The 15,627-nt window shown below is 75.0% G+C and carries 13 protein-coding genes; 5 read left to right on the forward strand and 8 right to left on the reverse strand.

What is annotated here, in order from left to right; all coding sequences use genetic code 11:
* The first annotated feature begins 90 nt into the window (after positions 1–90).
* Entirely contained in the window at positions 91–768 is a 678-nt protein-coding gene (locus tag BIV28_RS14525; RefSeq protein WP_076262993.1) for a GNAT family N-acetyltransferase, read from the forward strand.
* Positions 769–775: 7 nt separating this feature from the next.
* On the opposite strand, the gene BIV28_RS14530 is transcribed toward BIV28_RS14525, so the two are convergent.
* The 8 genes from BIV28_RS14530 to BIV28_RS14565 all read right to left on the reverse strand — a co-directional run bounded on the left by BIV28_RS14530 (position 776) and on the right by BIV28_RS14565 (position 10,541).
* Positions 776–1,996, reverse strand: a complete 1,221-nt coding sequence (locus BIV28_RS14530; protein ID WP_076262995.1) for an N-acetylmuramoyl-L-alanine amidase — start codon at positions 1,994–1,996, stop codon at positions 776–778.
* Between the two features lie 157 nt (positions 1,997–2,153).
* Positions 2,154–2,477: a thioredoxin gene (trxA, locus tag BIV28_RS14535; RefSeq protein ID WP_207556001.1), complete on the reverse strand. Its 324-nt coding sequence runs from the start codon at positions 2,475–2,477 to the stop codon at positions 2,154–2,156.
* A 50-nt stretch (positions 2,478–2,527) separates the two neighbouring features.
* Positions 2,528–3,562 carry a thioredoxin-disulfide reductase gene (gene trxB / locus BIV28_RS14540; protein WP_076263020.1) on the reverse strand — a complete coding sequence of 345 codons (1,035 nt, stop codon included), beginning with the start codon at positions 3,560–3,562 and terminating at the stop codon, positions 2,528–2,530.
* A gap of 179 nt (positions 3,563–3,741) precedes the next feature.
* Entirely contained in the window at positions 3,742–4,557 is an 816-nt protein-coding gene (locus BIV28_RS14545) for a hypothetical protein (protein WP_076262997.1), read from the reverse strand.
* A gap of 208 nt (positions 4,558–4,765) precedes the next feature.
* Complete coding sequence (sigM, locus tag BIV28_RS14550; protein ID WP_076262999.1) at positions 4,766–5,338, reverse strand: RNA polymerase sigma factor SigM; 573 nt, start codon at positions 5,336–5,338, stop codon at positions 4,766–4,768.
* Position 5,339: 1 nt separating this feature from the next.
* Positions 5,340–7,415, reverse strand: a complete 2,076-nt coding sequence (locus tag BIV28_RS14555) for a protein kinase family protein (RefSeq protein ID WP_076263001.1) — start codon at positions 7,413–7,415, stop codon at positions 5,340–5,342.
* Between the two features lie 148 nt (positions 7,416–7,563).
* Entirely contained in the window at positions 7,564–10,059 is a 2,496-nt protein-coding gene (locus tag BIV28_RS14560; protein ID WP_242653049.1) for a DUF6049 family protein, read from the reverse strand.
* The gene (locus BIV28_RS14565) at positions 10,056–10,541 is read right to left on the reverse strand and encodes an NUDIX hydrolase (protein ID WP_076263003.1); all 486 of its coding nucleotides are present in this window, start codon (positions 10,539–10,541) and stop codon (positions 10,056–10,058) included. The genes BIV28_RS14560 and BIV28_RS14565 overlap by 4 nt, the downstream gene beginning before the upstream one ends.
* Before the next feature lie 94 nt (positions 10,542–10,635).
* On the opposite strand from BIV28_RS14565, the gene BIV28_RS14570 reads away from it, so the two are divergent.
* The 4 genes from BIV28_RS14570 to BIV28_RS14585 all read left to right on the forward strand — a co-directional run.
* A complete protein-coding gene (locus BIV28_RS14570; protein WP_076263005.1) occupies positions 10,636–12,126 on the forward strand; it encodes a CCA tRNA nucleotidyltransferase in 1,491 nt (496 codons plus the stop codon).
* Positions 12,127–12,359: 233 nt separating this feature from the next.
* Entirely contained in the window at positions 12,360–12,893 is a 534-nt protein-coding gene (locus BIV28_RS14575; RefSeq protein WP_076263006.1) for a hypothetical protein, read from the forward strand.
* Complete coding sequence (locus BIV28_RS14580) at positions 12,890–13,702, forward strand: PP2C family protein-serine/threonine phosphatase (protein WP_076263008.1); 813 nt, start codon at positions 12,890–12,892, stop codon at positions 13,700–13,702. The genes BIV28_RS14575 and BIV28_RS14580 overlap by 4 nt, the downstream gene beginning before the upstream one ends.
* Positions 13,703–13,704: 2 nt before the next feature.
* Positions 13,705–15,627 (forward strand): hypothetical protein (locus tag BIV28_RS14585; protein ID WP_207556002.1); only part of this gene is annotated, 1,923 nt, incomplete at its 3' end.

Genomic DNA, 15,627 nt, shown 5'->3' on the forward strand with positions numbered 1-15,627 from the left:
AGGTGGCCGAGGCGCCCCTGGGACGACGCGGCACCGCACCGCAGCGCGTCCGGCGGGCACGACGCATCGGCATCGGGTCAGAATGGGGCCATGCCCGGACCGAGGACGCGTGAGCTGCTGCCGCTCACGCCCGAGCGCGTCGGGGACCTCGTCGGCTCGTGCGCGCCGTGCACGTTCTGGCAGACCGTCCCGCACAACGGGCACGGCCGACCGACCGACCCGCTCGAGCTGCTCGCCGCCTGGGTCGAGCAGGTCACCGCCGACTGGGGGCCCCCCGGACGCGTCGCCTACGTCGACGGCCGCGCGGTCGGGCACGTGGTGGTCGCCCCGGCCCGGCACGTCCCCCGGCTCGCCGCCTTCCCGACCTCGCCGTCGGACCCGGCGACGCTCATGCTCGTCACCGCCGTCACGGGCGACCCGGCGGGAGCCGTCGACGGCGCAGGCAGGGGTGGCAAGGCGCTGCGCAAGGTGCTCGTCCAGGCGGCCGCCAAGGAGGCCCTCAACCACCGGGTCCGCGCGCTCGACGTCGTCGCGGCCCGACCGCTCGCCGTGCACCGCCACGCCTGCGTGCTCGAGGCGCACCTGCTCGAGGACGCCGGCTTCCACGTCGAGCGGGACCACCCGACCTACCCCCGGCTGCGCATCGACCTGCGCACCCTCGTGACGATCCGCGACGAGGCGGCCGAGGCCGTGCGCCGTGCCCTGGCAAAGGTGCCAGGCGTGCGCCCGGTGCCCGAGACGCACCCGAATGGCTCGAGCCACGCCTGACGTGCGGTCAGGTGCCGGTGCGGGGCGGCACGGCCTCCGACCCGACCTGCTGGTGTCGCATCGCCTCGAGGTGGCGGCGCAGGTCGTCGAGGCGCAGCACGCCGGTGCGCGTGGTGTCGGCCTCGCCGAAGTACATGCGCTGCAGCGCGACGACGACGGCCTCGGCGATCGCATCGAGCGTGCGCGCGTCGGACAGGGCCGTGGCGTCGCCCTCGTTGTTGAGGTAGCCGAAGTCGAGGCGTACGGCGGGCATCCGGGTGCGGCGCAGCAGCGACCACGTGCGCGCGTGGGTGCGGCAGTCGGTGAGGCCCGTGCGCGCGACGATCTCGCGCAGCAGCAGGTCGGCGAAGTGCTCACCCGTGGTCGACCAGCCGGCACCGTCGCCGTGGCCGTAGAAGAAGGTGGCGACGCCGTGGGCCGAGCCGGTGGAGCTGTGGTCGGCGTGCAGCGACAGCACGAGGTCGGCGTCGCAGGAGTTGGCGAAGGCGGCGCGCTCGTCGTCGGTGCCGGCGTCGGTGGCCGCGGTGCGGGTGAAGACGACGCTGACGCCGTGCGCCGAGAGCCGACCCTCGATGCGTCGGGCGAGGTCGAGGGCGACCTGGGCCTCGACGAGGCCCCGGTGCCCCGTGGCGCCGGCGTCGCGACCGCCGTGGCCCGGGTCGAGCACGATGGTGCGCCCGCTCAGGGAGAACCCGCTGCGCCGGATGTGCTCGCGCTCGCGCAGGGCGTTGGCGGAGCCCCCGACGACCGAGCGGCGCAGGCCGGCGAAGGCGCGCATCGTCTCGGGCCCGACGACACCGTCGGGCACGAGCCCGACCGCGGCCTGGAAGGCGCGCACGGCGGCGTCGGTGTCGGGGCCGTGGAGGCCGTCGACCTTGCCCGCGGTGAACCCGAGCTCGGCGAGCCGTGCCTGCAGCACCACGACGTCGTCGCCCTCGAGGAAGTGCTCGGGCAGGTAGCGCAGGACGCGGTCGCCCAGGCCCCAGCGTGCGCCGTCGAGCGCCGCGAACGTGGAGGGCCCGACGACGCCGTCGACGAGCAGGCCGCGCCGCTGCTGGAAGGACTTGACCGCCTTCTCGACGCGCTCGTCGAAGATCGGGTCGCCGAAGCGGTCGACGTGGCCCGCGCCGCCCGGCAGGTCGCCGGTGACGACGAGCCGCTCGCAGACGGCGGCGACGGCGGGACCGGAGTCACCGCGTCGGAGCACGACCGAGGGGAGAGGGGTCATGACGGCTCCTTCCGGTGGAGGAGGCCCGGGCGCGGGTGGCGGACGGATCGCGGGCGGGGGTGAGGTCGTCCCGGGGGCACGTGTCTCGACCCAAGGGCAGCGTAGTACGCGAAGGGGGTGGGGCCACACGGCCGACCACCCCCGACAACGTACCCGATCAGGCGATGAACTCCTCGAGCTCGCGCAGCAGCTTCGGCTTCGGGTGCGCGCCGACGATGGTCTTGACGACCTCGCCCTTGACGTACACGTTGAGCGTCGGGATCGACACGACGCCGTAGCGGGCCGCGGTGTCGACGTTGGCGTCGGTGTCGAGCTTGACGATCTCGATCTTGTCGCCGTACTGCTCGTTGATCTCCTCGAGGATCGGGGCCACCTTGCGGCACGGACCGCACCACGTCGCCCAGAAGTCGACGAGCACGGGCTTCTCGCTCATGAGGACGTCGTCGGCGAAGGTGGCGTCGGTCGTGTTCTTCAGTGCCATGGAGATTCCTTCTCGGGTGCGGGGTGGCGAGGTGGGTGGTGCGCTGTGGTTCAGGCGTCGGCGCCGACGGCGGCGCGCGGGTCGGGGATGGCGCCGGAGTCGGTGTCGTCGATGGCGGCGGCCTCGGCGGCGGCCTCGGCGGGCCCGGAGGTGTCCTCGAGCGCGGCGAGGTAGTGCTCGGCGTCGAGGGCGGCCGCACAGCCGGAGCCGGCCGCGGTGATGGCCTGGCGGTAGGTGTGGTCGACGAGGTCGCCGGAGGCGAAGACGCCGGGCAGGTTGGTGCGCGTGGAGCGACCCTGGACGAGGACGTAGCCGGCGTCGTCGGTGTCGACGACGCCCTTGACGAGCTCGTTGCGGGGGTCGTGGCCGATGGCGACGAACAGGCCGGTGACGGCGAGCTCGCGGGTGTCGCCGGTGACGGTGTCCCGCAGCGTGACCCCGGACAGCTTGCCCTCGCCGTGGATCTCGGCGACCTCGGAGTTCCACGCGAAGCGGATCTTGTCGTTGGCGAAGGCGCGCTCGGCCATGATCTTGCTCGCCCGCAGCTCGTCGCGACGGTGGATGATCGTGACGGTCCGGGCGAACTTCGTCAGGAAGGTGGCCTCCTCGATGGCGGAGTCGCCGCCGCCGACGACGGCGATGTCCTGGTCGCGGAAGAAGAAGCCGTCGCAGGTGGCGCACCAGGAGACGCCGTGGCCGGACAGCTCCTTCTCGCGGGGTAGGCCGAGCTCGCGGTAGGCCGAGCCCATCGAGAGGATCACGGCCCTGGCGCGGTGGGTGTTGCCCTCGCCGTCGGTGACGGTCTTGACGTCGCCGGTCAGGTCGACGGCGGTGACGTCGTCGGTGACGAGCTCGGCGCCGAACCGCTCGGCCTGCGCGCGCATGTTGTCCATGAGGTCGGGGCCCATGATGCCGTCGCGGAAGCCGGGGAAGTTCTCGACGTCGGTGGTGTTCATGAGCGCACCACCGGCCGTGACGGCGCCCTCGAAGACGAGGGGGGCCAGGTTCGCCCGCGCGGCGTAGACCGCTGCGGTGTAGCCGGCCGGGCCGGAGCCGATGATGATGACGTTGCGCACGTCGGACATGTCGGACACTGGGACTGCTCCTCGGTGAAGCTCGATGACACTCTCGCTGACACGGGCGGGGCGTTTGACCCCCGGCGTGTGCCCACGCGTCCCGCGCACCGGGTCGGTGCTGCGGGCCTCATGGGCCTCAACCGATCCTAGGCGGTCCTTGTTCCCGCGCCCGCCAGCGCGCCGACGCGTCAGGGCACGGGGGTCTCGGGGTGCAGCACGCCCGGCGCCTGCGCCGAGCACGACCGCTCGACGACCCAGACGCTGCTCGCGCCGTCGCGGGTGACGACGACGACCGCAGCCGGACGCCCCTCGAACGTCGCGAGGTCGGCCGACACGGCGCTCGGCGCCGGGGATCCGACGCCGAGTCCGTCGAGGCAGCTCGCGAGGCCGACCTCGGTGCCGATGGGCCCGATGGCCGGTGCCTCGGCGGCACCCGGGCGCAGCGCCGTGCCCGGGTGGTCGAGCAGGTCGCGGGCCTGTGTGCCCAGCGTGGCCGCCGCGTAGGCGGTGCTGCCGAGCTGGATGTGGACGCCGGAGGCGCCGGGTGCGGCCGAGGGGGAGGACGCCGCGGGCGTCGAGGAGGTGAACCCGCCGCCGATGACGGCCGTGCTGTTCGGGCGCTTCGTCAGGTGCAGCGCTGACGCGCCCGCCGCGACGACGAGGGCGGCAGCGGCCACCGCCGCGGCGAGGTAGTACGGGCGGCGCCGGCGCTCCGGACGGCGCAGCTCGAGGACGGCGGCGTGCTCGTCGTGCGGACCGGCGGGCGCCGACGCGTCGGCGAGCGGGCCACGGTCGACGCGGAGGCGGCCCTCCTGCGCCAGCGCGGCGGCGATGCGGTCGGCGACGGCGTCCGGCATCGGGCCCGGGTCGGGCCCGGGGTCCGCGAGGAGGGCGCGAACGTGCTCTTCGTGCTCGTCGTGCAGCTCCTGCTCCTCGGCGGACGGGAGCGCGGTCGGTGCGTCGGGGTCGAGGTGCGGCTCAGGGGAATGCCTGGACTCGTCCACGGGGTGGGTCCTTCGTCAGGTGCGTGCAGGGGCCGTGCGGTGCGTGCTGGTGCACGGGGTCCGTACCCGGCAGGGACCGGGCGTGGGTAGCCGTACGCCGGGGTTTCGACGCCCCGACGCCGTCCTCCGGTTCCACCCGGATTCAACCATCGTGCGCCGGGAGCGGATCGGGCCCGTCCGCGAACACGGTGGCGTGCGGGGTGGGGGCTCAGGCGTCGGCGGTGGGCCGGCGGCCCGGCGTCAGCCCGAGGTGCTGGGCCAGCGCCGCCCGGCCGCGGGCGCACCGTGACTTGATGGTGCCCTCGGCGACGCCGAGGATCTCGGCGGCCTCGGCGACGGGCACCGCGTGCATGTCGACGAGCACGAGCGCCGCCCGCTGGCCCTCGGGGAGCCGCTCGAGCGCCTCGCGGATGTCGAGGCGGACCTCGGTCGAGGCGTGGTCGTCGTGGCGGTCGGCGAGCTCGTACTCGGGCAGCTCGCTCGTGGGCTTGCGGCGCCGGAGCCGGTCGAGGCAGGCGTTGACGACGATGCGGTGCAGCCACGTCGTGACGGCGGCCTCGCCCCGGAAGGAGTCGGCCCGCCGGAACGCGGCGATGAACCCGTCCTGGACGCAGTCGGCCGCGAGCTCGGGGTCGCGGACGGTGCGCAGGGCGACGGCCCACATCCGGTCCTTGTGACGGCGGAACAGCTCGCCGAAGGCGTGGTCGTCGCCCTCGACGTGCAGCCGCAGCAGGTCGCGGTCGCTCAGCTCGGCGAACGGGGCGCCGGGGCCCCCGTCCACCTCAGCGCACCGTCACTTCGTTGATCTGGGCGCGGAAGTGCTTGGGCGCCTCGGCAGGGGCGGCCTTGGTGATGAAGACGATGAGCTTGGTGGCCGGCTGGAGGTCGCCGGACGCCTTGATCGTCACCGTGCCCTGGGCGCCGGACTGCGAGCCGACCTCCTGGGCGCCGGTGCGGGAGTCGCCCGTGGTCGCGTAGACCGTGACGTCCTGCGCGGCCGGCAGCACGAGGGTGACCTCCTTGACCTGCGTGGGCTGGTTGAGGGTCAGGATGAGGCCGAGGCCGTCCTTGTTGCCGTTGTAGTCGTCGGTGCCGTACCAGCGCGACTGCCACCCCGTGCTCGGGTCGCCGTCGAAGGCGTCCTTGGCGAGGCGGTCGGACTCCGTGCCGTCCTGCTCGTCGTAGCCCTTGCCGCTCGTGATCGCGACGGCCGTGGCCGGCGGCGCCTGGTTGGTGGTGCTCGGCGGGGCCTGGGTCGTGGAGCCGCCCTGGCTCTGCGACGGCTTGCGGGTCTGGGTGACCGTGACGGTGCCCGCGGAGCCGCTCGGGCCGTCGTGCTGGCCGATCTTGGCGACGTTGCTGATGCCGACGAAGAGGCCGATGAGCACGAGGACGCCGACGACGGCGAGGGCGATGCGCGACTGGGCGCCGCTCGGCCGCTCGGGGGTGTCGCGACCGAAGACCGGGACGGGCGGCTCGAGGCGGCCGGTGGGGGCCTCGTCGAGCGCGTCGGACAGGTGGATGTCCTCGCCCTCGAAGTCGTCGTGGCCGTTGCGGCGCTCGGCGGCCTTGGCGGCGGCCTTGTCGGCAGCGGCCCGGGCGAACGAGCCGACCTTGTCGCCGATGGTCCCCGCGACGCCGACGGCTGCTGCACCGGCGGCGGCGATGCCGGCCTGCGCGCGGGCGGTGGCCGACTCGTCGCGGTCCTCGCCGGTGGCCCGGCTGCCGTCGGACGTGGCGTCGGCCGGGCGGTCGAGGAACTGGGTGTGCGCGCTCGCGGGGCTCGTCGAGAGGGCTGAGGCCCCGGCCACGGCGTGGGGCATCTCCTCGGTGCGGTCGCCGGCCGGGGCGTACGCCGCAGTGGCGTCGCCCGCGTAGGGGTCGGCGTAGGGGTCGGCGAACGGGTCAGAGGTCGGGTCGGCCCCGAACGGGCTGAACGCCGCGGTGTCCTCGCCCGCGCCCGACGCGGTGGACGCGCCGTAGCCGGCACCGGCCGCCGCACCGACGGCCATGGCGCCGGCGCCGAGGTCGGTGACCGCGGGCAGCACCCGCGTCGGCTCGAAGTCCTCCTTCGTCGGCGTGAGGCGGATGCCGGAGGCGCCGTCGGAGGCCGGCGGCTGCGAGGGCCACGGTGCGATCTGGAGCGCGAGGTCGCCGGGCGAGACGGGCCCGCGGTGGCCGCCGCCGAGCGTCATGCGGCAGATGAGGTCGAGGTCGTTGGGGACGCCCACGGCGATCTCGGACGGCGCCGCGACGCCACCGACGATGGTCGGCGCGGTCTCGAGGCCCACGGGGCCGCCGGCCGGGATGAGGCCGCCGTCGACGGCGACGAGCGGCCAGCGCCCGGTGAGGCCGGCGTAGGCGATCTTGACGAGTCCGACGGCGTCGGCGCGGGACGCGCGCTCGTCGGAGAGGCGGTCGGCCCCGGTGAGGGCGGCCTCGCTGGCCAGCCCGCGGACCTTGACCTCGCCGTCGGGCATCCGCAGCACCGAGCTCGGCGTCAGCGCGAGGTGGTGCAGGCCGCGGTGGCTCGCCTTGTCGAGGGCCGTGGCGGCCTCGCCGGTGAGCCGGCGCACCTCGTCGGCCGACAGGCCGCCCATCTGGAGCAGGTGCGAGAGGGGGAGCGCGCCGGTGAGCGGCTCCTCGACGATGAAGCCGACGCCCTGGTCGGTGCCGACGTCGAGGACGCGCACGAGGCGAGGGTCCTCGATGCCGGCGGCGCGACGCGCGGCGTCGAGCGCCGGAGCGGCGACGGGCGAGCCGCTGGGGAAGACGACGACGACGACCTCCCGCTCGAGCGTGTGGTCGCTGGCGCGCCACCGTTCGTGGTGCTCGCCCTCGGAGGTGCGCAGCGTCACCGCATAGCGTCCGCTGAGGACCGTCCCGGGTCCAACTCCCTGCACGTGCGTCACCCTCCCTCGTCGTCCGGATTGTCTGGTGTCGTCGCGTTCTGGTGCGTGCTCGTCGGCCGCGACGGCGCGCGACCTGCCCACATCCTAGGCGGAGTCAGTCGTGATCCCCGTCCTCGACGGCCTCGTGCGCCGCCGTGACGGCCTCGATGTCGGGGATCTCGTCGACGCGCGAGGTGCCCTTGAGCACGGCCCGGGCGATGCCGGCGAGCAGCACCAGGCCCACGAGGATGCCACCGACCCAGTAGATCGCGCCGTCGATGGGGTTGGCCGAGACCGCGATCTGGGCCGGCGTGCCGATGACGGTGCCGTCGGCGGTCGTGAGCCAGGCCCGGATCTCGGCCTTGCCGGCGGCGACGGCCGCGACCTCGACCTGGACGTTGGTCCGTGACGAGGGGCCGATGGTGATGGGCCCCGGGTCGCTGACGACCTGGACCCGCGGGTTGGTCGGGGCGAGGCGCAGCCGCAGGTCGGTGACCTCGTAGTCGAGGCCGTTCTCGATGGTGATGCGCAGCGTGCCGTTCTCGGCGAGGAGGTTGACGGTGCTGCGGGGCTGGACGACCTTGAGCGCCTGCGTGGCGGCCCGGACGTCGGCCGTCACCGACGCCGACAGCACGACCCAGCCACGTGGGTTGTAGCGCCACCGGGTGCTTGCGAGCTCGTCGAGCACCTCGCGGTAGACCCGCTCGAACTCGGCGCCGTCGGCGAGCACGGCCGCGACCGACAGGAGGGTCTCGCGCTGGGCGGCCATGTAGTCGAGGCGCCGGGCGTTGAGCACCTGGCGCGGCGCCGCCGGGACGACGGCGCCCGCGGGCTTCTCCTGCGCCGTCGCCTTGTCGCCGCTCGTGTCGGTGAGCAGGGCCGACGCGTCGACGCCGTCGAGCCACGGCGCGTCGGAGACGGCGCTGAGGAAGGCGGACAGGCCGTCGGGGTCGGGGTCGTAGGTGCGCGGCGCCGTGACGAGGACCGACCGGGCGATGCCGGGGCGCTCGCCGAGCAGCACGAGGGACTCGGCGAGGAAGCGCTGCGTGGGCAGCACCGGGCTCGCGTCGGTGCGCTTGGGCAGCAGGGCGGACAGTCGCGGGTCGTAGGTGAGCAGGCGCGTGCCGCCGGTGGCGACGCGCGCGGCGCTCGGCGTGTACGGGGAGTCGCCCGTGACGGCGTTGCGGTTGACGACGATGCCCGCCGCCTTCTTGACCGTGGTGCCGGCCAGCAGGGTGCGGATGCCGGCCTCGCGACCCGGCGGCAGGAGCCCGTCGACGGGCCAGACGACGTCGCCGCGGACCGGCTGGTGGACGCGGGCGGCGACGGCGGCGCTGCGGCTGACGAGGTCGCGGATGACGGTGTTGGACGGGTCGATCCCGACGGCGGCCGCGAGGTCGGCGTCCGCGTAGGGCAGCGCCCACAGGCCGCGTCCGGCGAGGTCGGCGGCGAGGGCGTCACCGAGGCGGGCGATGTCGCGGGTCGCGGCCGAGGGGGCCGCGGGCTGGCCGCCGCCGTCGGTCGGCTGGTCGGTCGGCTGACCCGTCGAGCCTGTCGAGCCTGTCGAGCCGCTGGTCGGCGACGCCCTCCCCGTGCCACCGCCCGTGCCACTGCCCGTGCCAGTGCCGGTGCCACTGCCCGTGCTGCTGGGGGTCGTCGCGGTGCCGGTCGAGGCGGTCGTGCCCGCCGGGGTGCTCGACGGGGTGCTCGACGGGGTGCCGGTCGGCGTGCCCGACGGCGTCCCCGCCGGGGAGGCGTCGGGACCGAAGACCGACGGGTCCACGGCGAGGGTCACGGGTCGTCCGGTGCTGCCCGACACGATGCGGTCGACGCGCGAGCCCGGGCCGATCGTGCGCTGCCAGGAGGCCAGCCGCACGGCGTCGTCCCGCGAGAACAGGGTGGTGTCGGGGTCGAGCGTCAGGGGCAGCACGGTCGCGAGCCGCAGCGGCACGTACTCCTTGCGGTTGTTCCAGGCCAGGAACGTGCGGGTGGCGCCGGCGGGCTCGGTGGCGCCGTCCTGGACCACCTCGACGGCGATCGGGAGGGCGGCGAAGGCCGCCTTGTCGTAGAGCTTCTCCGAGGGCAGCGTGATGCTGAAGCTGCGGGTGCTGCCCGACGCGACGTCGGGCAGCGTGCGCGTCGCGACCGTCGGGCCGTCGGCGGGCGTGCGGCCGGAGGCCCACTCGTCGAGGGCGGTGCGCTGGTTGACGGTGACGTCGCCGCGCACGACGCGCACCGTCGGCCCGGTGAGGGGCCCGGTCAGCGGCGCGGTGACCGTGCCGGTGATCGTGACGTCGGTGCCGGCGCGCACGACGCTCGGGCTCAGCGTGTCGAGGACCACGACCGCGCGGTCGCGCGACGGGGTGACCCTGGGCGTCGCGTCGGAGGACCCGGGCTCACCGAGCGTCGGGTCGGTGGTGCCGGCGGACGCCGGCGCCGCGGGCGTGGACGCTGCGCGGTGGGCAGCGGCCGAGGCGGGGCTGAGCGGGCCGAGCGGGACGAGGGTGGAGCCGAGCGTCGCCGCGACACCGAGCGCCGCCGCCATCGTGCGCACGAGCCGGGCCCCGCGGCGTCCGTTCGTGCCCGGACGTCGCGACCCCCAGCGGGTCACGCGGTGCCCGCCAGCCGGTTCCACGCCGCCTGCGCGATGCGGCGCTCGTTGGGGAACGTCAGCCGGCGGTGGACCTCGTCGAGCCTCATCCACGCGACGTCGATGGCCTCGTGGTCGGGGTCGTTCTCGATGGACAGCTCACCGCCGAGGGCCTCGAGGAGGTAGTGGTGCACGAACTTGTGGACGCGTTTGGTCGACGTGGCGAACCAGTAGTCGATGGTGCCGAGCTCGACGAGCACGCGACCGATGATGCCGGTCTCCTCGGCGACCTCGCGCATCGCGGTCTCGACGAGGGTCTCGCCGGGCTCGACGTGGCCCTTGGGCAGGCACCACTCGACGCGTCCGGCCCGGTTGCGTCGGGCGATGATTGCGATGATGGCCTGGCCGTCGCGCACGTCGACGACGATGCCTCCGGCAGAACGCTCCTCGACCGCGGGCAGTCGACGGCCAGGGACCTGGCTCGGGATCGGCTGCGCGCTCACATCGTCACCATAACGGGGTCGGGGCCGGGGTTCCTCGTCGTCGGGACCGACGCGGCCGACGAGCCCATGGTCGGCGCTCACCTAGGCTGGTCCGGTGCTCGAACGACCTGACCCCACCCCCGCCCGGCCGGCCGCCGACGCCGGCCCGGCCCTGGTCGAGGCAGCCGTCGCGCGCCTCGCCCCGGTCCTGCCGATGCTCACCGAGCTCGGCGAGCGGTTCGTGGCTGCGGGTCACGAGCTGGCGCTCGTCGGTGGGCCGGTGCGCGACGCCTTCCTCGGGCGCGTCTCGCCCGACCTCGACCTGACGACCGACGCGCGTCCCGACGCCATCCTCGGCGTCGTCCGCGGCTGGGCCGACGCCCACTGGGACATCGGTCGCGACTTCGGCACCATCGGCGTCCGCAAGGGCAGCCACACCATCGAGATCACGACCTACCGCGCCGACACCTACGACCGCACGAGCCGCAAGCCCGAGGTGATGTTCGGCGACGCCCTGGAGGGCGACCTCGTGCGCCGCGACTTCACCGTCAACGCCATGGCGGTCCGGCTGCCGAGCCTCGAGTTCGTCGACGTGCACGGCGGCCTGCCCGACCTCGTGGCCCGCCGGCTCATGACGCCGGCCGCGCCGGAGGAGTCGTTCGCCGACGACCCGCTGCGGATGATGCGGGCCGCGCGGTTCGCCGCCCAGCTCGGCTTCGAGGTCGCGCCCGAGGTGCGCGCGGCGATGCAGGAGCGCGCGGAGACGCTGACGATGATCTCGGCCGAGCGCGTCCGCGACGAGTTCTCCAAGCTCGTCCTCTCGCCCGATCCGCGCCTCGGCCTGACTCTGCTCGTCGACACCGGCCTGGCCGCGGTGTTCCTCCCGGAGCTGCCGGCGCTGCGGCTCGAGGTCGACGAGCACCACCGCCACAAGGACGTCTACGAGCACACGCTCACGGTCCTCGAGCAGGCCATCGCGCTCGAGGGCCCGGCCGACGGCCCGCCGGAGTCCGTGCCCGGCCCGGACCTCGTGCTGCGCCTCGCGGCCCTCTTCCACGACATCGGCAAGCCGCCGACGCGTCGGTTCGAGAAGGGCGGCGGCGTCTCCTTCCACCACCACGAGGTCGTCGGCGCCAAGCTGACGAGCAAGCGGATGAAGGCGATGCGCTACGACAAGGACACGACCAAGCAGGTCTCCCGCCTCGTCGAGCTGCACCTGCGCTTCCACGGCTACGGCGACGGGCAGTGGACCGACTCCGCGGTGCGCCGCTACGCCACCGACGCGGGGCCGCTGCTGCAGCGCCTGCACCGGCTGACCCGCTCGGACTGCACCACCCGCAACGTCCGCAAGGCGCAGCGGCTCTCCCGGGCCTACGACGACCTCGAGGTGCGCATCGACCGCCTCGCCGCCGAGGAGGAGCTGGGCCGGGTGCGCCCCGAGCTCAACGGCAACGAGATCGCCGAGGCGCTGGGGATCCGGCCCGGCCCGGTGCTCGGCGAGGCCTACGACTACCTGCTGTCGGTGCGCCTCGACGACGGCCCGATCGGCAAGGATGCCGCCCGCGAGAAGCTCCTCGCGTGGTGGGCGGCTCGCGGCGAGGCCTGACCGGCGGGGAGTTCTCCCCATCGCGGGTGCTCCGCTCCCGCCCTAGGCTGGGGCGGTCCGGAGCCGCTCCTGCCGGGGCCGCTCCGGTCCGGTCCGACCGCGCGTCGGTCCCGTGCCGTCGGCCCGCCCCCGGTTCGGGGGCCGCCGACGACCGATCTGACACCCTTCGCGGTGTTTGATTGACTGACCGCGCCGTCCCCGTCCCCTGCGGGAACGACCGAAAGGAACCGCGCATGACCACCCTCGCGTACCCGAGCGCCGACTTCCCGGGCCTGCCGGCCGTGGCCCTCGAGGTTCCCGCGGGGTGGGAGCCGGTCCACGCACCCGGCACGACGATGGCCGCGCGGCTGCCGCGTGAGGGAGCCTTCGCGCCCAACGTCGTCGTCAGCATCGAGCAGTGCGGACCGGGGTTCCGGGTCGAGGAGTCGCTCGAGCAGGTCGCGGCCATGGCGAGCTCGCGCGGGGGCGCGGTGTCCGAGCCCTACGCCGCCGACCTCGCCGGCGCCGCCTTCGTCGGGTGCGACGCCACGTGGCCCGACGCCGACGTCGACACCGTGCTGCAGGCCAACCTCTTCCACGTCGTGGCCTCCGGCGCCGACGCCGCCCGCCCCGCGTTCCTCGTCCAGCTGACCGGAGCCGTCGGCGGCGCGTCGGCCGAGACCGACTACGAGCTGATCCGTGGGGTCCTCACCTCCGTCCGCGTCACGCCGTGGCAGGGCGACGCCGACGCGCCGGTCGGAGCCGGCGCCGGGAAGGCCGGGGAGTGACCGCCGTGCTGCCCACCATCACCGTCGGGCTGAGCACCGACGTCGGACGCGTCCGCAAGCACAACGAGGACAGCGCCCGCGCCGAGGGCACGGTCTTCGTCGTCGCCGACGGCATGGGCGGCCACGCCGCCGGCGAGGTCGCGAGCCGCATCGCCGCCGAGTCGGTCGTCGAGCTGTCGAGCCGGCCGGTGCTGCAGGTCCGCGACATCGTCGCCCAGGTGGCCGAGGCCAACCGGCGCATCCTCGAGTCCGCGGCCCGGCACCCCGAGCAGACCGGCATGGGCACCACCGTCGCCGGCCTCGCCGTCGTGTCGGTCGGGGGTCAGCGGCACTGGGCCGTCTTCAACATCGGCGACTCCCGGGTCTACCGGCTCCTCGACGGCGCGCTCAACCAGGTGACCGTCGACCACTCCGAGGTGTGGGAGCTCGTCGAGCGCGGCCTCATCACGCCGGAGGAGGCGCACCGCCACCCGGCCCGCAACATCGTCACGCGCTCGCTCGGCCGCGACCCGATGGGCGTCGTCGACACGTGGGTCTTCCCGCCCTACCCGGGCGAGGTCTTCGTCATCTGCTCCGACGGCCTGAGCAACGAGCTGTCGCAGGAGCGCATCGAGGCGATCCTGCTCAAGCACCCCGACGCAGAGGCCGCGGCCGAGGCCCTCGTGGCGGCTGCCGTCGAAGCCGGGGGACACGACAACGTCACTGCTATCGTCGTCGCGTTGCAGGGGCAGGAGTCCGACGACGACGTCGACGAGGACACCACCCCGCGCGAGACCGTGAACGGCTCATCAGGGGAGAGCAGGTCGTAGACGTGAGTGGCCCGACCGTCGTCGTGGACTGGGCCCCCGAGGGCTGGACGCACATCGGGGGCCCTGGCATGCACCTGCTCATCGGCCTCCACGAGGAGGACGAGCAGACGCTCCACGCGAGCGACGCCGCCGACGGCGGTGACCTCGACGACGTGCTCGAGGTGCTGACGGCCGGCGGCATGCGGCGTGCGAAGCACTTCGTCGGCGTGCACACCGGCGACACGACGCGGATCGTGGCGTTCGGCCCGGTCGCCGCGGTCGTGACGCTCGCCGACGGCTCCGAGCACGACGTGCGCGCGGCGAGCGCGCGCGTCTGGGCCGACCTCGACCTCACCGACGCGCCGGAGCGCATCGTGCTGCGGGTGCTCGACGAGTCCGAGCGCGAGCAGCCGGCGCCGCCGCAGACCCTGACCTCGGCCGGACCGGTCGCCGCCGCGTCCCCGGCGGCCCCGGCGGCCACCCGCCCGGCCGCTGCGTCCCCGGCCGCACCCGCCCAGGAGGCGCCGGCCAGCGCCGGAAGCGACGAGGACGAGACGGCGGGGGAGTCCGGGCCCACGGCTGCCTCGTCGGCCCCGGCGCCGGCTCCCGCCGACGAGCGCGACGGCCGGGATGCCGCCCCCGGTCCCGACGCCGCGCCTCCTGCCGCGGTGCCGACCTTCGGCGCGCCCGCCGCGGCAGCCGAGCCGGGTCGGACGACGTCGTCGTGGGGCCGCAGCTGGGCCCGCCGCGACGAGCCTGAGGCGCCCACCACGGTTGACTCCGTGACCGGCGGCGCACCGCAGGCTGCACCGCCCACGTCGCCCGCGCCCCAGACCGCGGCGTCGGGTTCGCCTGTGGCGCAGCAGGTGTCGAGCCCAGCCGAAGCACCTGTCCCAGATGGCGAGTCGGGTTCCCTTGGCGCGGAAGCCGACTCGCTACCCGCAATCCCCGCGTTGCGGTCCTGGGCCTCGGCCCACCCGCCCGCACCCGTCCGCGGCCAGGGCGTTCACGCCGTCGACGACGCCGCACCCACGACCCCAGCGGTGGCCTCACCCGCGACGCCGGAACCCGCCGCACCGTCTGCGGATCCCGTTGGCGCACAGCCGTCGTCGGCCCCTGCTGCAGCGGCAGCCGCGGCCCCGCCGGCCCCCGGGCCCACGTTCGAGGTCCCGGTCTCGACGCCCCCGACGGTCCGCGAGGAGCCCGGCCCGCCCGTCGCTCCGGCAGGTCCCGTCGCCGCCGACCTGCCCGCGGCCGACGCCGGCCGCGACTTCGAGTCCACGTGGGCCTCACGACCCGAGGCGCCTGAGGAGCCCAAGCCCGCTGCGGCCAACGCCACCCCCGCACCCACGGCACCGGCCCTCGCCACCGAGCCCGACGCGTCGGGCGAGGACGACCCGGCTCCCGCGGCGCCGAGCTACGACTACCTCTTCGGCCACACGACCGCCGTCGACGAGCACCGTCGCGTCCTCGCCGAGCTGACGAAGGTCGACCAGGGCGACGAGCACCACGACGACCACCACGACCAGCACCATGACGAGAACGACGGCGGCACAGGCACGCCCGGCCCGGCCGCTGCGGCGGCACCCGTGGCCGACGCGTCACCCGCCCCGGTCACCAACCCCGTCCCGGAGGCTCCGGCCGCACCCGCCCAGCCCGTGGCGGGCACCTCCGGCGGCCTCATCTCGGCCGTGCCGTGGGCGACGTCCTCCCCGGCTCCGGCCGCGGCTCCGACGAGCTCCGAGGCCCCCGTCGACACCCCGACGTTCTCGGGTCGCCACACCCCGCCGCCGGCCCCGAGCCTGCTGCCCCCGGTGCACACCCCGCCGCCGGGCGTCCGTGCGCCACAGGCGACTCCGCTGATCTCGACCGGCCCGCCGCCGGCGTCCCCGGCGCCCGCACCCGCACCCGAGGCGCCGACGGCCACGGGCCCCGCGCCCGCACCC

The sequence above is a fragment of the Intrasporangium flavum genome (assembly GCF_001956915.1).
Taxonomy (GTDB): domain Bacteria; phylum Actinomycetota; class Actinomycetes; order Actinomycetales; family Dermatophilaceae; genus Monashia; species Monashia flava.